This is a genomic window from Pseudomonas graminis (assembly GCF_013201545.1).
Lineage (GTDB): Bacteria > Pseudomonadota > Gammaproteobacteria > Pseudomonadales > Pseudomonadaceae > Aquipseudomonas.
The window spans coordinates 35965-59085 of record NZ_CP053746.1 but is presented as its reverse complement, the minus strand read 5'-3'; the positions used below and the strand labels follow the sequence as shown (position 1 = coordinate 59085).

The 23121-nt window shown below is 61.2% G+C and carries 21 protein-coding genes; 11 read left to right on the top strand and 10 right to left on the bottom strand.

Translation table 11 applies throughout. The features are described 5' to 3' along the window. Nucleotides 1-11: 11 nt before the first annotated feature. The gene (locus FX982_RS00290) at nucleotides 12-1592 is read right to left on the bottom strand and encodes a rhodanese-related sulfurtransferase (protein ID WP_172609205.1); all 1581 of its coding nucleotides are present in this window, start codon (nucleotides 1590-1592) and stop codon (nucleotides 12-14) included. Beyond that, entirely contained in the window at nucleotides 1589-2197 is a 609-nt protein-coding gene (locus FX982_RS00285; RefSeq protein WP_172609204.1) for a cysteine dioxygenase, read from the bottom strand. Before FX982_RS00285 ends, FX982_RS00290 begins: the two co-directional genes overlap by 4 nt. Nucleotides 2198-2397: 200 nt before the next feature. Here FX982_RS00285 and FX982_RS00280 point away from each other — a divergent pair, with 200 nt between their 5' ends. Next, on the top strand, nucleotides 2398-3303 hold the full coding sequence (locus tag FX982_RS00280; protein ID WP_172609203.1) for a LysR family transcriptional regulator: 906 nt from the start codon (nucleotides 2398-2400) through the stop codon (nucleotides 3301-3303). A 79-nt stretch (nucleotides 3304-3382) separates the two neighbouring features. Here the strand turns inward: FX982_RS00280 and FX982_RS00275 are convergent, their stop codons facing one another. The 3 genes from FX982_RS00275 to FX982_RS00265 form a co-directional block, all read right to left on the bottom strand. Then, nucleotides 3383-3964 carry a DUF1266 domain-containing protein gene (locus FX982_RS00275; protein ID WP_254074864.1) on the bottom strand — a complete coding sequence of 194 codons (582 nt, stop codon included), beginning with the start codon at nucleotides 3962-3964 and terminating at the stop codon, nucleotides 3383-3385. 85 nt (nucleotides 3965-4049) lie between these two features. After that, nucleotides 4050-5270 (bottom strand): hypothetical protein, encoded by a 1221-nt coding sequence (locus FX982_RS00270; RefSeq protein ID WP_172609201.1) that lies wholly within the window; start codon nucleotides 5268-5270, stop codon nucleotides 4050-4052. Beyond that, complete coding sequence (locus tag FX982_RS00265; protein ID WP_172609200.1) at nucleotides 5261-7588, bottom strand: hypothetical protein; 2328 nt, start codon at nucleotides 7586-7588, stop codon at nucleotides 5261-5263. Before FX982_RS00265 ends, FX982_RS00270 begins: the two co-directional genes overlap by 10 nt. A 531-nt stretch (nucleotides 7589-8119) precedes the next feature. On the opposite strand from FX982_RS00265, the gene FX982_RS00260 reads away from it, so the two are divergent. Beyond that, nucleotides 8120-8938 (top strand): class II aldolase/adducin family protein, encoded by an 819-nt coding sequence (locus FX982_RS00260; RefSeq protein WP_172609199.1) that lies wholly within the window; start codon nucleotides 8120-8122, stop codon nucleotides 8936-8938. Nucleotides 8939-9012: 74 nt separating this feature from the next. On the opposite strand, the gene FX982_RS00255 is transcribed toward FX982_RS00260, so the two are convergent. From FX982_RS00255 to FX982_RS00240, 4 genes are all read right to left on the bottom strand, one after another. Next, nucleotides 9013-10101, bottom strand: coding sequence for an LLM class flavin-dependent oxidoreductase (locus FX982_RS00255; RefSeq protein WP_172609198.1), 1089 nt, complete (start codon nucleotides 10099-10101; stop codon nucleotides 9013-9015). Nucleotides 10102-10803: 702 nt separating this feature from the next. After that, complete coding sequence (locus tag FX982_RS00250; RefSeq protein WP_074888183.1) at nucleotides 10804-11214, bottom strand: PA2817 family protein; 411 nt, start codon at nucleotides 11212-11214, stop codon at nucleotides 10804-10806. 64 nt (nucleotides 11215-11278) lie between these two features. After that, a complete protein-coding gene (locus tag FX982_RS00245) occupies nucleotides 11279-11482 on the bottom strand; it encodes a hypothetical protein (RefSeq protein WP_163022082.1) in 204 nt (67 codons plus the stop codon). Nucleotides 11483-11679: 197 nt separating this feature from the next. After that, complete coding sequence (locus tag FX982_RS00240) at nucleotides 11680-14124, bottom strand: acyl-CoA dehydrogenase (protein WP_172609197.1); 2445 nt, start codon at nucleotides 14122-14124, stop codon at nucleotides 11680-11682. Between the two features lie 213 nt (nucleotides 14125-14337). Here FX982_RS00240 and FX982_RS00235 point away from each other — a divergent pair, with 213 nt between their 5' ends. The 3 genes from FX982_RS00235 (at nucleotide 14338) to FX982_RS00225 (ending at nucleotide 16889) form a co-directional block, all read left to right on the top strand. After that, complete coding sequence (locus tag FX982_RS00235; protein WP_172609196.1) at nucleotides 14338-14961, top strand: glutathione S-transferase family protein; 624 nt, start codon at nucleotides 14338-14340, stop codon at nucleotides 14959-14961. A gap of 219 nt (nucleotides 14962-15180) precedes the next feature. Continuing rightward, complete coding sequence (locus tag FX982_RS00230; RefSeq protein ID WP_172609195.1) at nucleotides 15181-16113, top strand: ABC transporter ATP-binding protein; 933 nt, start codon at nucleotides 15181-15183, stop codon at nucleotides 16111-16113. Next, complete coding sequence (locus FX982_RS00225) at nucleotides 16110-16889, top strand: ABC transporter permease (protein WP_065993104.1); 780 nt, start codon at nucleotides 16110-16112, stop codon at nucleotides 16887-16889. Before FX982_RS00230 ends, FX982_RS00225 begins: the two co-directional genes overlap by 4 nt. A 179-nt stretch (nucleotides 16890-17068) precedes the next feature. Here FX982_RS00225 and FX982_RS00220 read toward each other — a convergent pair whose 3' ends face one another. Beyond that, nucleotides 17069-17584, bottom strand: a complete 516-nt coding sequence (locus tag FX982_RS00220) for a DUF2062 domain-containing protein (protein ID WP_122623770.1) — start codon at nucleotides 17582-17584, stop codon at nucleotides 17069-17071. A 153-nt stretch (nucleotides 17585-17737) separates the two neighbouring features. Here FX982_RS00220 and FX982_RS00215 point away from each other — a divergent pair, with 153 nt between their 5' ends. The 6 genes from FX982_RS00215 to kdsB all read left to right on the top strand — a co-directional run bounded on the left by FX982_RS00215 (nucleotide 17738) and on the right by kdsB (nucleotide 23100). Beyond that, nucleotides 17738-19954, top strand: a complete 2217-nt coding sequence (locus FX982_RS00215; RefSeq protein WP_172609194.1) for a DNA internalization-related competence protein ComEC/Rec2 — start codon at nucleotides 17738-17740, stop codon at nucleotides 19952-19954. An 84-nt stretch (nucleotides 19955-20038) separates the two neighbouring features. Then, on the top strand, nucleotides 20039-20713 hold the full coding sequence (locus tag FX982_RS00210) for a MotA/TolQ/ExbB proton channel family protein (RefSeq protein ID WP_172609193.1): 675 nt from the start codon (nucleotides 20039-20041) through the stop codon (nucleotides 20711-20713). Continuing rightward, the gene (locus FX982_RS00205; RefSeq protein ID WP_172609192.1) at nucleotides 20710-21141 is read left to right on the top strand and encodes an ExbD/TolR family protein; all 432 of its coding nucleotides are present in this window, start codon (nucleotides 20710-20712) and stop codon (nucleotides 21139-21141) included. The genes FX982_RS00210 and FX982_RS00205 overlap by 4 nt, the downstream gene beginning before the upstream one ends. Beyond that, nucleotides 21141-22136, top strand: a complete 996-nt coding sequence (lpxK, locus tag FX982_RS00200; protein ID WP_172609191.1) for a tetraacyldisaccharide 4'-kinase — start codon at nucleotides 21141-21143, stop codon at nucleotides 22134-22136. Before FX982_RS00205 ends, lpxK begins: the two co-directional genes overlap by 1 nt. Nucleotides 22137-22153: 17 nt before the next feature. Then, nucleotides 22154-22339 (top strand): Trm112 family protein, encoded by a 186-nt coding sequence (locus FX982_RS00195; protein ID WP_003174668.1) that lies wholly within the window; start codon nucleotides 22154-22156, stop codon nucleotides 22337-22339. Next, a complete protein-coding gene (gene kdsB, locus FX982_RS00190; protein WP_172609190.1) occupies nucleotides 22336-23100 on the top strand; it encodes a 3-deoxy-manno-octulosonate cytidylyltransferase in 765 nt (254 codons plus the stop codon). Before FX982_RS00195 ends, kdsB begins: the two co-directional genes overlap by 4 nt. Nucleotides 23101-23121: the final 21 nt, after the last annotated feature.

Below are 23121 nucleotides of genomic sequence, written 5' to 3'. Positions count from 1 at the left end.
GGCTAGGCGGTTCAGATCACGTAGAAGCCGTGGGTCCCGTCGCGGCCCAATTGCTCGACCAATCCGTACTCCCAATCCAGATAGGCCTGCATCGCTTCGCGCGGTGCATCGGTGCCCTCGTATGGCCGGCGATAGCGATCAATGCGCGGCGAGGCCAGATGGCTTTCACCGTGCTCAAGCTCGAACCCGGCAGCCACCCAACTCGCGGTGCCGTCCTTCAGCACAAACACCGGCTTGCCGGTCAGGGCTTCGACCTCCGACACCGCCAGGCGCGCGAGTTTGCTGCTGCCACAGGTGAGCACGTAACGCTCGGCAGGCGGGATGTTTTGCAGCGCGTTTGCCAGCTCGGCACGCAGCACCCACCAGGCGCCCGGAATATGCTGCTTCACGTAGTTGGCGCTGGCAGTGAAATCCAGCACTGCCACGCCGCCGTTTTCGCGCCACTCGCGCAGCGTTTCGGCGCTAATCTCCTCGACCTGGGACGCGGGCGGATTCGGCGCGTTCCAGCCGCCTTTTTCGCTGAAATCCTCTGGACCCAGGTCGTCCACCACAAGCACCTCCCAGCCCAACTGCGTGAGCCACGAAGCAGACATGTTCGCGCGCACGCCGTCGTCATCCAGTAATACGATTCGCGCGCCGCGCACGCTGGCGTAATGGTCAGTCTCCTGCACCAGCTGCCCGCCCGGCGTCGAACGGGCACCGGGCACATGGCCGGCTTCGAATTCCTCCGAAGTGCGCACATCGAACAGGTACGTCGTGCGAGTCGTTTCTGCCTGCCAGACCGGCAAGTCCGCGCGGCTGGCGCGTTTCACTCGCGCTTTGTCCGCCACATGGCGCGCATCGGACCGGGCAACTTCCCGGGTCGCTTCACTGACCGGCGGGAAGCGCCGTGATTGCCCGTGGTCCAGCGTCTGCCCGGCCAGCAGCCAGCCGATCGTGCCATTGCGCAGGGCGGAAACCGGGTTGGGCAGGCCGGCATTCACCAGTGACTGAGTGCCGATGATGCTGCGCGTACGCCCCGCGCAATTGACGATGATCCGGGTGTTGGGATCGGGCGCCAGCTCGCGCGCCCGCAGCACCAGTTCGGCGCCGGGCACACTGACACCAGTGGGAATGCTCATGGTCTGGTATTCATCGAACCGCCGCGCATCCAGCACCACCACGTCGGCCTTGGCGTCGAGCAGCTGCTTGACCTCCTCGGCGGCCAGCGATGGCGTGTGGCGATGGTGCTCGACCAGTTCGCCGAACGCCTTGCTCGGTACGTTGACGTCGATGAACACCTCGCCGCCAGCGTCGCGCCAGCCCTGCAGCCCGCCTTCAAGCAGCTTGACGTCGCTGTAGCCCAGGTCCTGAAAACGCTTCACGGCGCGTTCGGCCAGACCCTCGCCATTGTCATAAACCGTCACAGCGGTGTCGCGACGAGGGATGCGCGCGAGCACCTCCAGCTCCAGCTTCGACAGCGGGATGTTGGCGGCGAACAGCGGATGAGCTTCGGCAAATGGGTCTTCTTCACGAACGTCAACCAGCGCGACTTCTTCATGGGCGAGCAGGGCGCGGCGGATGTCGGCGTAGGAACGGGTGTGGTGGCTCATTGGGCTTGGCTCTCTTTGGACAGATCCCAGATGTTCGGGAGAAAGGCATTGGAATACCCGGAGATGAACAGCTTTTCGCTGCCATCCGGCTGATAAACAGCGCGCTTCACGGCGCCGATGTTGGCGCCGTAGACATGAATACTGATCGACACCTGATCGTCGAAAGCATTGCTGACCTGATGAATGTCGTTGCTGCGCGGCGACAACGCCTCGACATGGCCGGGCTCCAGGCGGATGGCCGGGCCTTCCTGCTCGAGGCGGCCATCGGCGCTGCGGGCGAACCCCTGAGAATACTCGGCGCCGCGCAGCATGCCGATCAAGCCCCAGACGCGGTGGTCGTGAATGGGCGTGCTCTGGCCCGGTCCCCACACAAAGCTGACGACCGAAAAACGCTGCCGTGAGTCGGCGTGCAACAGAAACTGTTGATAGCGTGTCGGATCGGGAGTGGCGAACTCATCCGGCAGCCAGTCGTCATAACGGACCAATTGCCCCAGCAGTTTGCCTCCCCGTGAAAGCAGGTCGCCTTCCCTCGGATTGCTATCGATCAGTTCGGCCAACGCGCCGATAAAAGCCCTGAGTCGTTCAGGGTGTCGGATGTGAGTCATGTCGGCTCCGGGCAATGAAGAGAGCTTCATATAAGCATAATGCAGTGAGTTAATATGCTAACTATTGATGATTAGGTTATAACCAAAAATGCATTGATAACCGATTTGCAGGATGAAGATCGATGTGAAGCTATCCAGAGCCTTCGATAGCCATTATGATTTTTGCCTATCTTGTTCCCCTTATTCCATGTGCGATCTGAATGAAAATTGATGACATCGATGCATTCGTAGCGGTCATTCGCTGCCAGTCGATCAGCCATGCCGCTGAATCCCTGGACCTGACCCAGCCGGCCATCACGCGCCGAGTGCAAAATTTTGAGCAGGCCCTGGGCGTTGAGTTGTTCGACCGTAATACCAAGCCGCTCAAGCCGACGCCAATGGGCACGCAGGTCTATCAGAAGTGTCTGGGGATCCTGCGGGAAATGGACTCATTGCGCGAACTCGTTGCCAGCGACACGCCGCCCAGCGGCTTGCTCAGGCTGGGCGTGCCGCAAACCATCGGCGACGTCGTGCTGCTGGATGCGCTGAAGCACCTGCGCGGGCAATTTCCCGACCTGCGCGCGCAAGTGATCACCGGCTGGGGCAGCCACCTGATCGGCAAAATCGAGAACGGCGAACTGGACGCGGCCGCCGCGCTTTTTCCCGCCGGGAAGATCTTCCCTGAAGGCATCGTCGGCGAGTCCATCGGCAAAATGGAGCTGGTGGTGGTGTGTGCCAAGAGCGCGTTGCCAAAAAAGCCGGTGAAACTGGCTGACTGCTACGAGCAGGGCTGGGTGCTCAACCCCGACGGCTGCGGTTTCCGTGCCGGGCTGCAACGTACGCTGGCTGATCAGGGGCTGAGCCTGAAGGTCAATCTGGAAACCTTCGGCACCGAGCTGCAACTGGGCCTGGTCGCCGACGGCATGGGGCTGGGTCTAGTGCCGCGTCCGCTGCTGGAGCGCAGCGTTCACCGCGATGCACTGGCGGTCATACCGCTCAAGGATTTCAAACCGGTGATGGACCTGTGGCTGATGTATCCACGTTTCCTCGGCAACTTGCAGGCGCCGGTGGCGTCTTTCGGCAGCCTGGTGGCGCAATCGCTGAAACAGGAGCGGGATGCGGCTTGAGGGCAGTGACGTGGTGGTGGACGGTCTGACCAAGACACCGTTTTGACTATCAGGAAAAGTCCTCGCCGTAGCACAGGCGTTACTCGGCCAAAACTGGATTCAACGCCGCAGGCGTTTGCCAGTGAATATCGGCCCAAGCACCGCTGCCGGCTGCCAGCAACTGGCGCAGATGCTGCTCGTGGAACGCTTCGCCCAGCGAATCGACGCGAAACGTTGCAACCCACTGCTCGCGCCCCAGCTTATAGGCGCTACCGAAATCTGCCCAACTGTCGAAACAGTCCTGCGCCCGCTGTGCGTTCAGCAGCAGGACACGCCAGGCAAGTTCGGGTTCGAGCCAGCGCATCAGCAATGCACAGCGGACCAGAAACGCCACCCGCGCGCAGGCAAAAGCCATGGCTGCACGGGGTTCATCTTCGGCCGTCAGCGCCTGCAGGTCGAGGCTGTACCATTGCTGTTCGAGCGTCGCACTGAAGTGCTTCCGCACCGCCTCGTCATTGAAATTGCTGCGTATTCCGGCTTGGTAGAGCAACGCTGCGCGCAAGGTCGTCCGCGCTTGCTCGGTGAAGGGATCGCATGCCGGCGAGTAGAAGCCCTCGATTTCCATTGCGTCAGCCATGGGCCTGGCTAACAGCAGCGACCAGTGCTTGCGCGGGCTGAACAACGATGCGCCGCCCCTTGCCCTGAATGTTCGCCACAACAACCAGCCTGAAACAACCGCTGCGATACTTAAAAACATGCCGTTCTCCTTACCTTGCCCGAGCCTGCCATGCTTGGATTTCTCCGGCCAGCGGCGAGGTCATATCAGGCCACTGCACATCTTCGGTCAGGTACAGCGGGGCATCAGACGAACGCTCAACGCGTTCGCAGAATATGTGGCGAGTGGCGTACTTGACCGAAGCCGCGTGCGGGGCAGTCTGCAGGAACTGCTGTGGCTGACGTCCGGCCACCAGCCATTCGACCATGGCCGAGGGCGCATCTAGGCAGTCGTACAGTTGCGGATAACAAGCTACCAGACGACTCTGAGCGGCCGGGTCGCTGACGGTTTCGATTCGCTGCCAACCGACTTCGGTGCGCACGATGCCGATTGCAATGCAGTCGGCGGGCGTCTGCTGGTCGGTGCCGAGGGCATTCAGGCACTGCAGCAAGTCCTGGTAATAACGCTCGACCGGTGGCCGGTTCTGCTTGCCCTTGACCTGCTCGACGGTCAAGGTGCCGTCGGCCTGAACGATCAGGCTGATGGTGATGTGTGGCTGGCCCTGGCTGTCGCGAAAACTGAACACGCGCATGCGCCGCTGCTCCAGCGCTTCTGCATAGCGCTCGCCGTAGCCGCCGGTCAAGGCACGACGATCAGCGAACTGGCCCAGGCAGTGGCGCATCACGTAGCTTTCAAAGGCCATTTCCGCGCGCAGCGAGGGGCTCTCCGGGCGCAGCTCCTGTAATACGTGCTCAGCGGTGGTCACCCGGGCGAGCAATGCCTCGGGGTTGCTCTTGCGCCAGCCTAGCTCGACCCGCTCCGCCATTTGCGCATGTTCTTTTTGCCACAGCGCCAGCGCCTGCGGGCAGTTGATGCGGTCGAGCTTGCCGGCCAGCGCCGTGCCCTGGCGAGAGGTCAGGAACTCCACCAGCAAGGCCTCTTGAGCCAGCAGTGGCGCTTGATGCGGATCGACCCAAACCAGCGGCGCGGGTGTCTGCTGCGAATTTTTGCCGGCGTCGCTCAAATGCCTTGGCACCCATGAGGGCGGCTCGGCGCCCAGTGCTTCGGCAGCCTGCTCCAGGGTCAGGATCCGCCGCGCAGGTTCGAAATTGCCGACCAGATGACGGTAATAATGATTGAGCAACCATTTGCCCACCTCTGGCGCATCACCGCGGGCCTTGCTGCGTTCAGCAATCCCGCGCTTGAGCTGATCAGCATTGAGTGCGTTGCGCGAGGCGTAACCGGATTGTCGCGCTTGCGGTTTCACCGCCATATCTGCCACCAGGTCTTGCAGTCCGGTTTTCCAGCAGCCTCCAGCTCGGCGATGCTCTGGCGGAAAATTTCGATATTGTGCTGGTCGGTCGCGTTGTTCGGGTCACTTTGCAGGATGGAGCGCTGGTAATACGCCAAAGCTTCTTCCTTGCGGCCAAGCCCTTCAAGTACTTCTCCGGCGCAGCCCAGGAGGGATGCCTCGTCGCGTTCGTTAATGTGCGGTGCGTAGCGCAGCCACAAGCTGGTGGCCGCCTCCGGCAGACTGAACGACAAGTACAAGGCGATTTTCGTCCTTACGAACAGCTCCGAGTACTCCAAATCTTGGTCGCATACGCCGCGCTCTTCCTGCCATTGGAGAATACGCTCCAGCCAGATCAATATTTCACGGTTGCGGTCCAGGCGGTGCAGGGCACGGGTGACACCCAGTAGGTATTCTTCAGGGTCGTGGCGGCTGTAGCCATAGTCGGCTGCGTAGTGCCAAAGGTGTTCGGCAGCGTCGGCGATGCCCTGGTTGTCCTCCATCAGAATTCGGTTTTCGAGGATGCCCTGATAATGTTCTGCGAACGAGCTCGCGGCGATACCTCGGTAATGCAGCTCAATGGCCTGCTCATACATGCGTTGGTCGTTGTAGCGCCGGTAGTTATTTGCCAAGTTGTTGCACAGCATTGAGTACAGGTGCGCACAGGCATCGAAGCGGTGCCCGCGGCCGCTGGAGAAACATTGCTCCATTCGAGCCTGGCCGTGTTCGTAGGCAGCCTTTTGTACTTGGCTCAGCAGCGCCCAGGCTTGGTCTGCCTCATCGCTCGAGAGTTGCTCGACGTGCGTTTCGACCAGACCCTCGGTGTGGACCGCAAACCGGTAGTAGTACATACCACCGGCCAGTGGAGGTAAAGGCTGGCGCAGGGCATTGATAATGCCGAACACACTCGCGTGGGCGCTAAGCAGGCTGAAGGCGCTGCGGTTGTCCTGCATATTGCCGGCGGAGACTGCCTCGCGGAGCATGGCAAGTTCAGTGTTGGCGTCGATTCGACCGGCAATGCGTTCCCGCACCGCCAACAGGCGATTGATCCACGGGTGGTTTGGCGAGCGACGCCTGGCTTCAGCAAGGGCCTCGGTGAAGACGTCGTCGAGCTGACCAAGCTCGTGGCCTTTGGCATGCATGGCATCAAGCAGCGGCCCCAAGGTCGGCATCGACTCGTCACGCGACGGCAGGCCGGAAATGAACCGCTCCAGCACCGCTTGATCGTCACAGGCACGCATCACGCACAACGGCCACCATGCGGATGCATCCTCGGCATCGAGCAGGCGATCCTGTACCCAAGCAGCCGTGCCCGGCCACATTTCGTCGCGCATTTCATAAATTTCCACGAACGCACGTTGCCCGGCCTCTTCGATCTGGCGGTCCTCAAGCAGCCAAGGCAAATGGAAATCAACGAAGTTGTCACCGCCGTCGGCCCCTAAGCTCAGCGTCGCTACTTCACAGATTTTCAACGCCCCTGCCAGATCGCCTTGGGCGTGCAGTGACCGGGCGGCCAAACGCGCCAGCCGCACTTCATATTCCCGACGTTGGGGCAGTGCCAACTCTGCGATCAGTCGCATCACAGGTTGCTCAAACATCGCCAGGCGCAACGGCACGATTTCGATCAGCGAATCGCCCAGCCACAGCCAGTCGTTAACGTCGACATCCTGATCTTCTTTGGCTGTGCGCAAAGCGGCAACTGCCGATAGCGCGGTTTCACGCGCCTCTTCGTTACGGTCATGGGCGGCCAGTACCCTAGCCCGGCGCCGGTATTGATCGGCATCGTCCCAAGCCCGCAAAGTGTGACGGCAGGGGTTGATCAGTGACAGGGTGTGGCTCACTCCGATGGCCCGGAGCGCCACATCGAGCGTTGTGTGCTGCAGATCTTCGAAGATGTGGTGGCGCCAGTAGCGCTCGATGTCGAACGGCAGCGGTTCCTTGCTCAGTTGCTGCAGGCTGTCCAACGCCTGCAGCAGGCCCTGCTCGTCTTTCAAATAGTTGCCTAGTCGCAGTTGGTAGAGCAGCAGGTTGAATTTGAGTTCGTTGCGCGCATCGTCAGGCGTAACCTCGATCAAAGCTTGGCCGTCGTCGGTAAGCACCGCTCTGGCTGCTTCAGCGTCACCGGCGTTAACCCACAAAACGTGCAGACGGGTGATCGATTCCAGCGAGATCGCCTTCAGCGGCTGTGCGCGCAACTGGCCCAGTAAAAAGTCGGCGCCGTGTTCTTGATGCTCGACCTCAAGACGGTCCATAAATTGATCCAGCGGGATGCCGGACAGCACGGTGCTGTTTTGCGTCATTGTTAACTCCATTTGCTAATGACCGTGCATCGCCATATGCATAACGCGCAGCGTCCTTGAGTAGGGGGCGGCGAGTCCCCGTATCGGAAACGATGACGAAAGGGGAGCGGGCGATACCGCGAGGCGCGGCACGCTACCAGTGGAGGTTTGAAAAACCAATACTTGGGCGGGGCGGAGTCCAGTAGTCGCGGAGCAATCAGCGGGTAGACGCTGTGCATCGCACTTGAGGCGGCATCGCCTGCAAATGGCTGCTTCTGGGTGATTGCTGCTGCTGGACTCCACCGGTATGAGACGATTTAGACACGGTTGAAAGAGGGGCGGAGAACTGTCAGTAAATATTGCGGTAGGCAGTCTGATGGCACTAATGCAGCTGATAGGTCTGATTTTCAGCCGACGCCGCCTGATGAAAAGCTCAGCCAGATAATAAAAAAAACTAATAATTAGCTTATAAGAAAATGTGATTTCTAAATGGTTTGCTCAGCGCATAGGCTGCCCCGATTACGTCTGAACCAGACCACCAGGGAGTCATGCATGAGTAACGTCAGTTCTTTACCCGTTCAGTCCGGCGTCAGCACCGCCGTCAACGCCGGCAGCTTGCGCGATCGGGTCAGCCCGGAAGAGTGGGAGGTGCGGGTGAAACTGGCGGCGGCTTATCGGATCGCCGCCCTGAAACGCTGGACCGACCACATCTACACGCACTTTTCCGCGCGGGTGCCGGGGCCTGATGAGCATTTCCTGATCAACGCCTTTGGCTTGCTGTTCGACGAGATCACCGCGTCCAATCTGGTCAAGGTCGACATCGACGGCACCCTCGTCGATGACCCGACCGGCCTGGGCATCAACAACGCCGGCTACGTTATCCACAGCGCCATCCATGCAGCGCGCCCTGATTTACAAGCGGTGCTGCACACCCACACCCGCGACGGGATTGCCGTCTCTGCGCAGAAGAACGGGCTGTTGCTGATCTCCCAGCATTCCCTCGGGTTCTCCGGGCGCGTGGCGTACCACGGTTACGAAGGCATCGCGCAGGACCTCGGCGAGCGTGAACGCCTGGTGGCGGACCTGGGCGACAAGAGCGTGATGATCCTGCGCAACCACGGTCTGCTCACGGCAGGGGTGAGTGTCGAGCACGCGTTTCAGCAGCTCCACAACCTCGAATACGCGTGCAACATTCAGATAGCGGCGCAGGCGGCGGGCAATGCCGAATTGATCTTCCCGCCCGAGGAAGTGGTCAAGAAAGTGGAAGAACAGGCCAAAGTCCTGAAAAGCGGCACCGGTCCGGGCGTGACACGGCACTGGAACGCGCTGATCCGCGAACTGGATCGGCACGGCACGGATTATCAGGCGTGATACCTAATCCTGGCGCGCCGTGACGCGGCGCGCCTGGCATGGGGTGTTGATGAGGCCTGCCGCGCAGGCGGCGATTACGCCACTTTCTCGTTCTTCTCCTGCTCACGCCGCGCTACCAATTCGCGTGTCAGCGGGATCAGTTTTTTGCCGTAATCGATTGCGTCTTGCAGCGGATCAAAACCGCGAATCAGGAATGTCGTGATTCCCAGGTCGTAATAATCCAGCAGCGCTTCGGCCACTTGCTCTGCGGTACCCACCAATGCGGTGGAGTTGCCTTTCGCGCCGAGCAGTCCGGCAATGCCGGTCCACAAGCGTTTGTCCAGGCGCGCACCTTGGGCCGCGGCTTCCAGCAAACGCCGCGAGCCTTCATTCGGCGGCTCTCGGCATTCAAACCCTGAAGCCTGCGCCAGTGCCTTCGCCCGCTCAAGAATATTGTCCGCACGCGCCCAGGCCTTTTCCTCCGTCTCCGCCAGAATCGGCCGCAATGACAGGCTGAAACGTACCGTCCGGCCGTGTTTTGCGGCTTCAGCCCGCACCTGTTTGACGATGTCTCTTACTTGCTCGTAGGTCTCGCCCCACAGCGCATAAACATCGGCATGCTTACCGGCAACTTCCAGCGCAGCCCGCGAGGCACCCCCGAAATACAGCGGAATATGCGGCTGCTGCGGCGACTTGACCAACGAATGAGCGCCCTCGAACTGGTAATAATCACCGTGGTGATCGAACGGCTTGTCGGCGGTCCATTCCTGGCGCACAACGCCGAGGTACTCGTCCGTGCGCGCGTAACGCTCATCCTTGCCAATGAAGCTGCCGTCGGCGCGCAGCTCCTGATCATCGCCGCCTGTAATGATGTGCACCGCAATCCGCCCGCCAGTGAACACATCCAGCGTGGCGAATTGCCGAGCGGCGACTGTGGGTGAGATAAAACCCGGACGGTGTGCGACGAGAAACTTCAATGTTGTCGTGACGCTGGCCGCGTAAGACGCCACGAACGCACTGTCCGGGCTGTTGGAATGGTAAGCAACCAGTGCACGATCAAAGCCCGCCTCTTCATGGGCACGGGCGACTTTCTCCACATACTCAGGCTGGACCGCCGGCCCGCTGCGCGGATGAATCTCCGACCCGGGTTGGGTCGCGATATAACCGATGAACTCGACGCTCATGACAATTCCTCGTGCTGATGGAACAACCTGCACCAAGGGGAGGGCGCGGGTGCGAGTCAGCAACATAGGGGGAAGTCGAGGGTCTGTGAAATTCGATTTGGCGCTAAGCTAATTATAAAAAATATGCATTTAGCGGGCAGGTAAGATCACAAAATGTTTTGTTGAGCGGCAGAGCCACTGCCAAGCTCAATGACGACGCGGAGCGTCTTGGCTGCATTCCCACGCAGAGCGTGGGAACGATCAATTCGCGGCGCCCGTGCTGACCTCTTCCCGGCTAAAGCCGGTCCTACAAATGCGCGCAGTCATAAGGACCGGCGGCGTCCCCCTTAGGACCAACTTCAGCCGGGAAGCCTTTGATCTGCCGTTGATCTGGATCTTGATCTTAATCTTGATCGTCATACGCAGAAGGCCCAGACACCGCCAAACGCGACTTGGGTGCAGGCTGAACGCAGGTTTCGCGGAGTGGGCCGAGCCGCATGGATGCGGCGAGAGCGCCGTCAGGGCATGGATGCCCGTTCGGCGCGGGCCCACGGAGCGAGACCGGAGTGAAGGAACCCGACGAAGTCGGGCCCAACCAGGAGCAAGCACCCTTGGTTACTTGGGGATGGTGCGACTTTCGACTTTTCCAAGTAACTCGCCGAAGGCGAAACCGAGGCCGTTAGGCCGACGCTCCTGATCTTGATCTAAAACCGCCATCCCGGATCAATGCTTCGACTCAGACTGCGACATCGCCAGCAACTGCTTCTCCTGATTCCAGTCAAACGGCTCATCGTTCTCCATCGCCTCAAAGCGACGCTCCTCCAGCGCCGTATACAAATCAATCTCATCGTCCGGCATGAAATGCAGACAATCGCCCGCGAAAAACCAAAGCAAATCCCGCGGCACCAAATGAGCAATCTGCGGATAACGCTGAATCACCTGACACAACAAATCCTGCCCCAGATACTGACTCTCGATCGGATCCGCCGGCAATAGCGTCAGCAACTCATCGTAACGCTCCAGAAACAGCGCATGACTTTCCTCGGGGACCTGCTCGGCCTCTCCCAGCGCGACCAGGATGCCGCGCAAGTGCAACAGCAGATTCATGATGTGGTCGAGATTGGCGTCGGCCATGATGAAGCCCTCAGAGACAAAAACAGGCGCGGGAGTATAGATCCCCCCGCCGCCTGCGGCTATCTCAATGCCACAACCCGGCCAGATACCGGTGGCCTGCTTCAGTCAGGGCGAGGTGCGCATAGGTGCGATCGGGACTGGGCAGACGGGTGACAAAACCCATCATCAGAAGGGTTTGCAGCGTTTGTGTCGGCTTGCCCCTGTAAAGATCCTCCCCCGAGGCGATTTCAGAGAGCAGGCAGCGATGAGTCAGGCGTTGGTTAATCATGATGCGTCCCCTTGGGTTTTTCTTGTTGTTACCAAGGAGTGTAGGACAATTCGCAAGAGCGGTGTATGTAGACGTAAGTCGCGGACCGCAATTTTAAAAGCGCGCTTGCCCGCGAAGGCTTCGGTGGGGCTGACCTGTCATCAGCGCCTGTACCTAAGCCATCGCGAGCAAGCTCACGCCTACTCGGTATGCCGTAATCAGCGGGTTTTGCCTTCGGTGGCCACCAGCTCTTCCTTATCAAAGTCATCCACGTCGATCACCTTGCGTCGTGCCGCCTCTGCTGCGCGCAGGGTTTGCGCTTCCGCCGCCTGCAGCACGCCTGCATTGAGCGCGGCGTCAATCAGATGCTCGCCACCCGCTGGCTTGACCTGACCGCTTTTCACCCCGTGATGCAGTTTGCTGCGGATAGCCTTGGCGCCGCTGAGCAAGTCGCTGGCGTGCTGCAATGCGCCGACCGGATCCTCTGCGTCGGTCGGGCGATAGCAACCGGCAAGCACCGATTCCAGCGCCGGGTCGCCTTTGGCGCGGCCGAGGATCTCCGCGACCTGCGCATCCAGCCTATCCGAAGGCCCCTTATGACGACGGCCGAACGGGAACACGATCACCCTAAGCATCCCGCCGAGAATGCGGTTCGGGAAATTACTCAGCAATTCGTCCAGCGCGCGCTCCGACTCGCCCAATGCTTCTTCCATGGACCAGCAGAACAGCGGCGCCAGCGCTTCGGGATAATCCAGATCGTGATAACGCTTGAGCGCGGCAGACGCCAGGTACATGTGGCTCAGCACATCGCCCAGCCGCGCCGACAGACGTTCACGGCGTTTCAACTCGCCGCCCAGCAGCATCATGCTCAGGTCCGCCAGCATCGCGAACGCTGCCGCCTGACGGTTCAGCGCGCGGAAATAACCCTGACTCAGGCGATCACCCGGCACGCTTTCGAAATGCCCTAGCCCCAGGTTCAACACCAGCGTGCTGGCCGCGTTGCGAAAGGCAAAACCAATGTGCTGCATCAGCAGGCCGTCGAATTCCACCACCGCCCGGTCATGATCCTTACGACCGGCGAGGGCCATTTCCTTCAGCACGAACGGATGGCAGCGAATGGCACCCTGACCGAAGATCATCAGGTTGCGCGACAGAATGTTCGCGCCTTCCACGGTGATGAAAATCGGCGCGCCTTGCCACGAGCGGCCCAAATAGTTGTTCGGGCCCATGATGATGCCCTTGCCGCCGTGCACATCCATCGCATGGGTGATGCATTCGCGTCCACGCTCGGTCAGGTGGTACTTCAGAATCGCCGACAGCACCGAAGGCTTCTCGCCCAAGTCCACCGCGTTGGCGGTCAGGATGCGCGCGCTGTCCATCAGCCAGGCATTGCCGCCGATACGCGCCAGAGACTCCTGAATGCCCTCGAACGCCGCCAGCGGAACATTGAATTGTTCGCGAACCTGGGTGTACTGCCCGGTAACCAGGCTGGTGAACTTCGCAGCGCCGGTACCGACAGCCGGCAGGGAAATCGAACGCCCGACCGACAGACAATTCATCAGCATCATCCAGCCTTTGCCGAGCATGTCTTGGCCGCCGATCAGGTATTCCAGCGGAATGAACACGTCCTTGCCGGAGTTCGGGCCGTTCATGAAGGCAGCGCCCAGTGGCACATGACGACGACCGATCTCCACACCCGCGGTGTCGGTGGGTATCAGCGCCAGGCTGATGCCCAGGTCTGTCTCGTCACCCAGCAAATGCTCAGGGTCGTAGGCCTTAAAGGCCAGGCCCAGAAGGGTAGCGACCGGGCCAAGGGTGATGTAGCGCTTTTCCCAGTTCAGGCGCAGACCGATGACTTCTTCGCCTTCCCACTGGCCCTTGCAGATGATACCGGTGTCAGGCATCGCCCCTGCGTCGGAGCCGGCCAGCGGGCCAGTCAATGCAAAGCACGGAATCTCTTCGCCACGGGCCAGGCGCGGCAAATAGTGGTTGCGCTGTTCATCCGTACCGTAATGCAGCAGCAGTTCTGCCGGGCCCAGTGAGTTGGGCACCATCACTGTAGAGGCCAGATCGCCGCTGCGGGTCGCCAACTTCATCGCTACCTGCGAGTGGGCGTAGGCCGAGAAGCCTTTACCGCCGTATTCCTTGGGAATGATCAGCGCGAAGAAACCATGGGCCTTTATATGCGCCCAGGCTTCAGGCGGCAGGTCCATGGCCTGACCGATCTCCCAGTCGCTGACCATGGCACACAGCTCTTCGGTCGGGCCGTCGAGGAACGCCTGCTCCTCATCGGTCAGTGTGCTTTTCGGATAGCTGAGCAGGGTGTTCCAGTCCGGACGGCCGCTGAACAGCTCGCCATCCCACCACACCGTGCCGGCGTCGATGGCGTCACGCTCGGTGGCGGACATCGGCGGCAGCACTTTCTGAAACCACGAGAACATCGGCGTACTGAAGTGTTTGCGACGCAGGTCCGGCAGCGCCAGCATCAACGCGACGCCGAGCCACAGTACCCACGGGATAATCATCCATCCGTGGGCATGGCTGAACGCGCCCATCGCCAGCAGGTACACCGCGACGATGCCCAGGGCGGGGAAGGGCGCAACACGCCGATGGGCCAGCCAGGCCACGCCGACCACCAACACTACGATCCACAACAACAGCATAAACAGCCCTCCATGATGACGGTGCGATAAGCGCAACCGGCTGCGCTGTCGACCGCTCTGGCCCGCGCTTCGATAGTGACCCCGCGCTACCAAGGGAGTTCGGGGGCTGGCCGATGCACAGGAAGTTGTGGCTCGAACACCCGCATCCCGGAGTAGACTGTGGCCCGCCGCAAACGCCACTCATCGCTCGTTGACCACACGGAGAATGACAACATGTTGAAGATCTGGGGCCGCAAGAACTCGTCCAATGTGCGCAAGGCATTGTGGATCGCCGAGGAACTGGGGCTGGAATATGAGTCGCTGAATGCCGGCGGCGCTTTCGGGGTCAACGATCAGCCCGAGTATCTGGCGAAGAACCCCAACGGCGTGGTGCCGATGATTGAAGACGGCGAGTTTGTGCTGTGGGAATCCAACACCATCGTTCGCTATCTGGCGGCTCAATACGCGGCTGGTTCTTCGCTCTATCCCGCCAGCCCCAAGGTGCGTGCCCAGGCTGAAAAGTGGATGGACTGGACCACGTCGACGCTAGCGGCTCCCTTTCGCCCGGTGTTCTGGGGTGTAGTACGCACGCCAGCCGACAAACAGGACTGGACGCAAATCAACGCGGCGATAGCCGAAGTCGAACGCCTGCTGGTCATCGTCGACGCAGCACTGGCGCATCAGCCGTACCTCTCGGGCGATGAATTCGGCGTGGGCGACATTCCCCTCGGCTGCTTCGCTTACCCCTGGTTCGAAATGCCGATTGAACGTCGCGAGCTGCCCCACCTCAAAGCCTGGTACGAACGTTTGCAACAGCGTCCGGCGTATCGCACGGCGGTCATGACCGCGCTGACCTGAGTTCAGCCCGTGTCGAGTTAATACTGACTATCAACCGATGTCGTTGTACTTGGACGGCATCGGCACGCAACATTGCGACCACTGCGCTTGCAACCTTGTGTTGCGCTTGATCTTCCCGCTGCGCGGCACGGTAAATGTCAGCGGCCGTGTCAGTCCGGCGACTGTACTTTCGTATTCGTTTATCTTCCCTTTTTCATTTTTATTGGTGTGTGTTCAGTCATGAGTTCAGCTCTGTCCATCCGGCAGCTAACCAAGACCTACGGCAACGGTTTCCAGGCCCTCAAGGGCATTGATCTGGACGTCGCCGAGGGTGATTTCTTCGCATTGCTCGGCCCCAACGGCGCCGGCAAATCCACCACCATCGGGATCATCTCGACCCTGGTCAACAAGACCAGCGGCACGGTGAACATCTTCGGCCACGACCTCGATACCAACCCGGCGCAGCTCAAGCGCTCGATCGGTGTGGTGCCGCAGGAATTCAATTTCAACCAGTTCGAGAAGACCTTCGACATCGTCGTGACCCAGGCGGGTTATTACGGCATCCCGCCGAAGATCGCCAAAGAGCGCGCCGAGCAGTACCTGACCCAGCTTGGTTTGTGGGACAAGCGCGACTCGCCGTCACGTTCATTGTCCGGCGGCATGAAGCGCCGTCTGATGATCGCCCGCGCGCTGATTCACGAGCCGCGCCTGTTGATCCTCGACGAGCCAACCGCGGGTGTTGATATCGAGCTGCGCCGTTCGATGTGGACCTTCCTGACCGAGCTGAACGAGAAGGGCATCACGATCATCCTCACCACTCATTACCTGGAGGAGGCTGAGCAGCTGTGCCGCAATATCGGCATCATCGATCACGGCACGATCATCGAAAACACCAGCATGAAGACGCTGCTTAACAAGCTGCACGTCGAGACCTTCCTGCTTGATTTGCGGGATCCGCTGCAAGCCGCGCCTCAGCTCAACGGCTATCCGGTGCAGTTCGTGGATAGCCAGACCCTTGAGGTGCAAGTCGACAAGACCATCGGCATTACGTCGCTGTTCAGTCAGTTGTCGCTGCAGAACATTCAGGTGTTGAGCCTGCGCAATAAAACCAATCGCCTTGAGGAGTTGTTCGTGGGTCTGGTCGAGAAGAATCTGGCGAAGGTGGCGATATGAGCTCGGAGCTACGGCCCAACCTGATCGCCCTGAACACCATCGTTTACCGTGAAGTCCGGCGCTTCATGCGGATCTGGCCGCAGACCCTGCTGCCGCCGGCGATCACCATGGTTCTGTACTTCGTGATCTTCGGCAACCTGATCGGCCGGCAGATCGGCGACATGGGTGGCTTCACTTACATGCAGTACATCGTGCCCGGACTGATCATGATGTCAGTGATTACCAACTCCTACGGCAACGTGGTATCGAGCTTCTTCGGCGCCAAGTTCCAGCGTTCGGTTGAAGAGTTGATGGTTTCGCCGGTGTCGCCTCACACCATCCTGATCGGTTACACCATTGGCGGCGTGCTGCGCGGGCTGGCGGTGGGGGTGATCGTGACGATGCTGTCGATGTTCTTCACCGATCTGCAGGTGCATCACTTGGGTATCACGATCATCGTGGTGCTGCTGACCGCGACGATCTTCTCGCTGCTGGGCTTCATCAACGCTGTGTTCGCGCGCAATTTCGATGATATTTCCATCATCCCGACCTTCGTGCTGACGCCGTTGACCTACCTGGGCGGGGTGTTCTACTCGATCAACCTGCTGCCGCCGTTCTGGCAAACCGTGTCGCTGGCCAACCCGGTGCTTCACATGGTCAACGCCTTCCGCTTCGGCATCCTTGGCGTGTCCGATATCAAGATCAGCATCGCCCTGGCGTTCATGGTCGTTGCGACCATCGTGCTGTACCTCGGCTGCGCGCGATTGCTGGTGAGCGGACGCGGGATGCGTCAGTAACTCGCCGCATACTGTGGGAGTGGGCAATCTCACTCCCACATGGTGAGTTCCAATGTGGGAGCGACCGGGGTGGCGCTCCACCTTGCTCGCGAAGATGGTATGACACGCGCTGAAGATATAGCGGATGTACTGACGCCTTCGTGAGCAAGCTCACTCCCACATGTTCTGCTGTGTTCGCACTATTGGCGCTTTGCCTTGCGCTGCTTCCACTGCCGCCCGACCCACCAGCGCCAGTACGCCATCGTCCCGAAATACCCCGCCACGCCCAGCACAATCCCCGCCACCACCGACCCCAGCAAGAACGGCTGCCACAAGGTGGACAGCTGTCCACTGATCCAGTCCCAACTCAGCTCGTCGGGGAAATGCCGCGGCGGCAAGCCCATCAGCAGCGCGCCGATTTTATAGGTGCAATAAAACACCGGCGGCATCGTCAGCGGGTTGGTCAGCCAGCACAGACTGACAGCGATCGGCATGTTTGCCCGGACCCAGATCGCCAGCACGGCAGCCAGCAGCATTTGCAACGGCATCGGCATCAAGGCGGCAAACAGCCCGATCCCCATCGCGCGCGCCACGGAATGTCGATTGAGGTGCCAGAGGTTGGGGTCGTGCAGGAGAGAGCCAAGAAAGCGTAAGGATTTGTGTTCCCGGATGCTGTTCGGATCGGGCATGTACCGCTTGATCAGGTGGCGTGGCATACGGGAATCCGGCGAGGTGGGCGGGAAATTCGGGGAAGTATGCACGGATAGTCGCAAACGCAAATTCAGACTTTGTGACAATTAATAAGCGCGCGTGCCGGCGCATCGGCTAAGCCATGGAGGTCGATTTCACCCGCAGACAAGGAAAGCCTCATGCGCACAGGGATGCTCGCCCTCGCACTCGGACTGCTGACGCTACGTTTTCTGCCAGCATTACCGCCGGTCTGGTTGCTGCTGGCGATGCCCGTGGTGGCGCTGATGCTGCTACCGTTTCGCACCTACCCCCTGGCGTTTTATCTGTTCGGGCTGACCTGGGCCTGCGTCTCGGCGTCGTCGGCGCTGGATGACCGACTGGCCGAGCGACTCGATGGGCAAACGCTCTGGCTGGAGGGACGCGTCGTCGGGCTGCCGCAGACAATCGACGGCGTGGTGCGTTTTCAGTTGGATGATCCCGTTTCACGACGCGCGCGGCTTCCCGAACAGATCCGCATTGGCTGGTACGGCGGGCCGCCGGTCAATAGCGGGGAGCGTTGGCGTCTGGCGGTCAAGCTCAAACGCCCGAGCGGGCTGGCCAATCCCGGCGCGTTCGATTACCAGGCGTGGCTGCTGGCCCAGCGCATTGGCGCCACCGGCACGGTGGTGGACGGCCAGTTGCTCGAACCGGCCCAGGACAATTGGCGCGACGGCATTCGCCAGCGCCTGCTGAGTGTGGATGCCCAGGGCCGGGAGGGCGGTCTGGCGGCCTTGGTGCTGGGGGACGATTCCGGATTGAGCGCCGCTGATTGGCAAGTCCTGCAGGACACCGGCACCGTTCACTTGCTGGTCATTTCCGGAACGCACATCGGCTTGCTCGCCGGTTTGCTCTACGGCCTGGTGGCTGGCCTGGCCCGATGGGGCGCGTGGCCGCCATTTCTGCCCTGGCTGCCCTCGGCGTGCATCGCGGCCTTCGCGGGCGCGCTGGCATATGGCGTGCTGGCGGGCTTTGAAGTGCCGGTGCAGCGGGCTGTCACCATGCTGGGCCTGGTGCTGCTGTGGCGTCTTCGTTTCCGCCATCTGGGCGCAACATGGCCGCTGTTGCTGGCGCTGAATCTGGTGCTGCTCGCCGAGCCACTGATCACGTTGCGCCCGGGTTTCTGGCTGTCGTTTCTTGCGGTCGCGATCCTGATGCTGATCTTCAGCGGGCGACTCGGGCCGTGGAGCTGGCTGCAGAGCTGGACCCGCGCACAATGGCTGATCGCGGTGGGGCTGTTGCCGGTGCTGCTGATGTTGAGCTTGCCGGTGAGCTTGAGCGGTCCCGCCGTCAATCTGCTCGCCGTGCCGTGGTTGAGCCTGCTGATCTTGCCCCTGGCGTTGCTCGGCACGGCGCTCCTTGCTATCCCTCCGCTGGGCGAAGGTCTGTTGTGGCTGGCAGGCGGCGCGATGGACGGGCTGTTTCGCTGGCTGACGTTCATGGCCGATCTCGCTCCCGCCTGGACCGGCCCCCACGTGCCACTGTGGGTCTGGCCGCTGAGCCTGTTCGGCGCGTTGCTGCTGTTGCTGCCCAAAGGCCTGCCGATGCGTCCGTTGGGCTGGCCGTTACTGTTGCTGTGCATCTTCCCGCCGCAGAAAACCGTGCCTGTCGGGCAGGTCGAAGTGCTGCAGCTGGATGTGGGGCAGGGGCTCGCCATCCTGCTGCGCACCCGCAACCACGCCCTGCTCTACGACGCGGGGCCGCGTTTCGGTGATTTCGATATCGGCGAGCGCGTAGTGTTGCCGGCCATTCGCCGCGCCGGGCTCAAGCAACTGGACACCCTGCTGCTCAGTCATGCCGATGCCGATCATGCCGGTGGTGCCGCTGCCGTTCGCAAGGGCGTGCCGGTCGCGCGGGTGCTGACGGGTGACGTAGGGCGCATGCCGACCGAATTGTCAGCCGAGTCCTGTCGTAACGGGGAAACATGGACGTGGGATGAGGTCACTTTCTCCACATGGATTTGGGAGCAGGCCGACGAGGGCAATCAGGCTTCCTGTGTGCTAAGCGTCGAGGCCAATGGCGAGCGGCTGTTGCTGACCGGTGATATCGACGTCGCTGCCGAACGCGCGATGCTCGACGACGGCTTCAACGTCAGCGCCCACTGGCTGCAATCTCCCCACCACGGCAGCCGCAGCTCGTCGTCGCGGGGGTTTCTGCGGGCGGTCGGCGCTCGCGGTGTGCTGATTTCCCGTGGCCGCAATAATGCGTTCGGCCATCCCCATCCGCTGGTGATGTCGCGCTACACATGGTCGGGCATGGAGATTCACGACAGCGCTGTGCTGGGTGCTATCACCGTGCAATTGGGCGCTTACGAAAAGGCGCTGGCCGAACGTAGGACTCGACGCTTCTGGCGTGACTGAAAGGTCTGGTTATTCATCGACACGTTCGGCGAGGCGCCGACGCTATGTTAGAGTGGCGCCACTTTTTTTCAGGGGGTGGTCGCTGTGTGGGAGCTGGTCAAATCAGGTGGCTGGATGATGCTGCCGATCATTTTGAGTTCCATTGCCGCCGTCGGAATCATCATTGAACGCCTCTGGACCCTGCGCGCCAGTCGCATCACGCCGCCGCATTTGCTCGGCCAGGTGTGGCGCTGGATTCAGGACAAGCAACTGAGCGCCGAGAAGCTCAAGGAGCTGCGCGCCGACTCGCCGCTGGGTGAAATCCTCGCCGCCGGTCTGGCCAATTCCCGTCATGGTCGCGAGATCATGAAGGAGTGCATCGAGGAAGCCGCAGCCCGGGTCATTCACGAGCTCGAACGCTATCTGGCAACACTCGGCACCATCGCTGCCATGGCGCCGCTGCTGGGTTTGCTGGGCACCGTGCTCGGCATGATCGACATCTTCAGCTCGTTCACCAGCAGCGGCATGACCGGAAACGCTGGCATGCTTGCCGGCGGTATTGGCAAGGCATTGATCTGCACCGCTTCAGGCCTGACCGTTGCGATTCCCGCGATCTTCTTCCATCGCTATCTGCAAACCCGCGTCGATGAGCTGGTGGTCGGCATGGAACAGGAAGCCATAAAGCTGGTGGAAGTCGTGCAGGGCGACCGTGACGTCGACCTCACCGACGCCAAGCCGGACATCAAGGCTGCCGCACGTGGCGAGGGCAAGAAGAAGTGAAATTCCGCCGTCGCAAACCCAGGGAGACCATCGACATCAATCTGGTGTCGCTGATCGACGTGGTGTTCATCCTGCTGCTGTTCTTTGTTGTGACCACCACGTTCACCCGGGAAACCCAACTGCGCGTTGACCTGCCCCAGGCGGTGACCGGCGCTTCGGCCGATGACGTCGACAAAAAACACGTCGACATCACCATCAATGCCGACGGCGTGTATTCGGTGAACAACACCCTGCTGGGCGACAGCAAGCTGGAAACCCTCATCGACGCCCTGCAGAAGGAATCCGAGGGCGACACCAGTCTGCCGCTGTCGATCAGCGCTGACGGCAAGACCCCGCACCAGGCTGTCATCACCGCCATGGACGCCGCCGGCAAACTCGGTTTCGCCCATTTGCGCATGACCACCGTCGAGGCCGCATCGGCTAACTGATGGCATTCACTGACCGACTGCTCGACGCCTGGTACAACGGCCATCCGGCGCTGGTGCTGCTGCGCCCGCTCGAATGCCTGTACCGGCGCGTGGTGAACCGCAAGCGCGCGCGTTTCCTCGCAGGGCAGGGCGACATTTATAAAGCGCCCGTTCCGGTGGTGGTCGTCGGCAATATCACCGTCGGCGGCACCGGCAAGACGCCGCTGATTCTCTGGATGATCGATCATTGCCGGGCGCGCGGGCTGCGCATCGGTGTGGTCAGTCGGGGCTACGGCGCAAAACCGCCGAGCCTGCCCTGGCGGGTACTGCCGCAACAGACTGCCGAGCACGCGGGCGATGAACCGCTGCTGATCGTCAACCGCACTGGCGTGCCGTTGATGATCGACCCGGATCGCTCGCAGGCCGTGCGCGCCTTGCTGGCTGAAGAGCCTCTTGATCTCATTCTTTCCGACGACGGCCTGCAGCACTATCGCCTGAATCGTGACCTCGAACTGGTGCTGATCGATGCCGTCCGCGGGCTTGGCAATCGCCGCTGCCTGCCGGCAGGCCCGTTGCGCGAACCGGTCGAGCGGCTGCGGAGCGTGGATGCGCTGCTGTACAACGGCGCGGGCGCGGATCGCGAAGACGGCTTCGGGTTTCAGCTCAAGCCCTCGGCGCTGGTCAACCTGGTCACCGGTGAGCGCCGGCCGGTCGATCATTTCCCGCGCGGTCAGCAGGTCCACGCAGTGGCCGGCATCGGTAACCCACAACGTTTCTTCAACACCCTCGAAGGACTACACTGGCGGCCTGTTCCACATGCGTTCGCCGACCACGCCGTGTTCAGTGCCCAGGCGCTGTCCTTCACCCCGGCATTGCCCCTGGTCATGACCGAGAAGGACGCCGTCAAATGCGCGTCTTTTGCCGCGCCGGACTGGTGGTACCTGACCGTGGAAGCCGTGCCTTCGCCGGCGTTCGTCATTTGGTTCGATTCGCAGTTAACCCGTCTTTTGCCATGACTCGCTCAGGATCTCTTATGGACACCAAATTGCTCGACATTCTTGCCTGCCCGATCTGCAAGGGTCCGCTCAAGCTCAGCGCCGACAAAACCGAGCTGATCAGCAAAGGCGCCGGCCTGGCCTACCCGATCCGCGACGGCATCCCGGTGATGCTGGAAAGCGAAGCGCGCACCCTTACCACTGACGAGCGTCTGGACAAATGACCGCAGCGTTCACCGTTGTCATCCCGGCGCGCTACGGCTCCAGTCGCTTTCCCGGCAAGCCACTGAAAACCATCGCTGGCAAGCCGATGATCCAGCACGTCTGGGAACAGGCGCGCAAAAGCAGCGCAGAGCGCGTGGTGGTTGCCACTGACGATCAGCGCATCGTCGACGCCTGCCAGGCGTTCGGCGCCGAAGTGCTGATGACCCGCGACGATCACAATTCCGGCACCGACCGCCTGGCTGAAGTCGCCGCCCAGCTGGGTCTGGCCGACGACGCCATCGTGGTCAACGTCCAGGGCGACGAGCCAATGATCCCGCCCGCCGTGATCGATCAGGTCGCCGACAATCTTGCGGCTCATCCCGAGGCGCGCATGTCGACCCTCGCCGAGCCAATCGAGGACGTGACCTCGCTGTTCAATCCCAACGTGGTCAAGGTCTGCTCTGATCTCCACGGCCTGGCGCTGACTTTCAGCCGCGCGCCGCTGCCCTGGGCTCGCGATGCCTTGGCGAAGTCCCGCGACACGCTGCCGGAAGGCGTGCCGTATCGCCGCCACATCGGCATATATGCCTACCGCGCCGGTTTTCTCCACGACTTCGTCAGCTGGGGCCCATGCTGGCTGGAAAACACCGAAAACCTCGAGCAGTTGCGTGCGCTCTGGCACGGTGTGCGCATTCACGTGGCCGACGCCCTCGAGGCGCCACCGGCCGGCGTCGATACCGCGGAAGACCTGGAACGCGTTCGTCGTCTGCTGGAGGCTTGATGAGCGTGGGTTTGGTACTTC

Excerpts from the sequence above, each read along its gene's own strand:
- FX982_RS00240 (WP_172609197.1), bottom strand. The coding sequence starts at position 14,124 with ATGCTGTTGTTGTGGATCGTAGTGTTGGTGGTCGGCGTGGCCTGGCTG.
- FX982_RS00260 (WP_172609199.1), top strand. The coding sequence starts at position 8,120 with ATGAGTAACGTCAGTTCTTTACCCGTTCAGTCCGGCGTCAGCACCGCC.
- FX982_RS00245 (WP_163022082.1), bottom strand. The coding sequence starts at position 11,482 with ATGATTAACCAACGCCTGACTCATCGCTGCCTGCTCTCTGAAATCGCC.
- FX982_RS00250 (WP_074888183.1), bottom strand. The coding sequence starts at position 11,214 with ATGGCCGACGCCAATCTCGACCACATCATGAATCTGCTGTTGCACTTG.
- FX982_RS00285 (WP_172609204.1), bottom strand. The coding sequence starts at position 2,197 with ATGACTCACATCCGACACCCTGAACGACTCAGGGCTTTTATCGGCGCG.
- FX982_RS00265 (WP_172609200.1), bottom strand. The coding sequence starts at position 7,588 with ATGACGCAAAACAGCACCGTGCTGTCCGGCATCCCGCTGGATCAATTT.
- FX982_RS00270 (WP_172609201.1), bottom strand. The coding sequence starts at position 5,270 with ATGGCGGTGAAACCGCAAGCGCGACAATCCGGTTACGCCTCGCGCAAC.
- FX982_RS00290 (WP_172609205.1), bottom strand. The coding sequence starts at position 1,592 with ATGAGCCACCACACCCGTTCCTACGCCGACATCCGCCGCGCCCTGCTC.
- FX982_RS00255 (WP_172609198.1), bottom strand. The coding sequence starts at position 10,101 with ATGAGCGTCGAGTTCATCGGTTATATCGCGACCCAACCCGGGTCGGAG.
- FX982_RS00235 (WP_172609196.1), top strand. The coding sequence starts at position 14,338 with ATGTTGAAGATCTGGGGCCGCAAGAACTCGTCCAATGTGCGCAAGGCA.
- FX982_RS00230 (WP_172609195.1), top strand. The coding sequence starts at position 15,181 with ATGAGTTCAGCTCTGTCCATCCGGCAGCTAACCAAGACCTACGGCAAC.
- FX982_RS00280 (WP_172609203.1), top strand. The coding sequence starts at position 2,398 with ATGAAAATTGATGACATCGATGCATTCGTAGCGGTCATTCGCTGCCAG.
- lpxK (WP_172609191.1), top strand. The coding sequence starts at position 21,141 with ATGGCATTCACTGACCGACTGCTCGACGCCTGGTACAACGGCCATCCG.
- kdsB (WP_172609190.1), top strand. The coding sequence starts at position 22,336 with ATGACCGCAGCGTTCACCGTTGTCATCCCGGCGCGCTACGGCTCCAGT.
- FX982_RS00225 (WP_065993104.1), top strand. The coding sequence starts at position 16,110 with ATGAGCTCGGAGCTACGGCCCAACCTGATCGCCCTGAACACCATCGTT.
- FX982_RS00215 (WP_172609194.1), top strand. The coding sequence starts at position 17,738 with ATGCGCACAGGGATGCTCGCCCTCGCACTCGGACTGCTGACGCTACGT.
- FX982_RS00220 (WP_122623770.1), bottom strand. The coding sequence starts at position 17,584 with ATGCCACGCCACCTGATCAAGCGGTACATGCCCGATCCGAACAGCATC.
- FX982_RS00195 (WP_003174668.1), top strand. The coding sequence starts at position 22,154 with ATGGACACCAAATTGCTCGACATTCTTGCCTGCCCGATCTGCAAGGGT.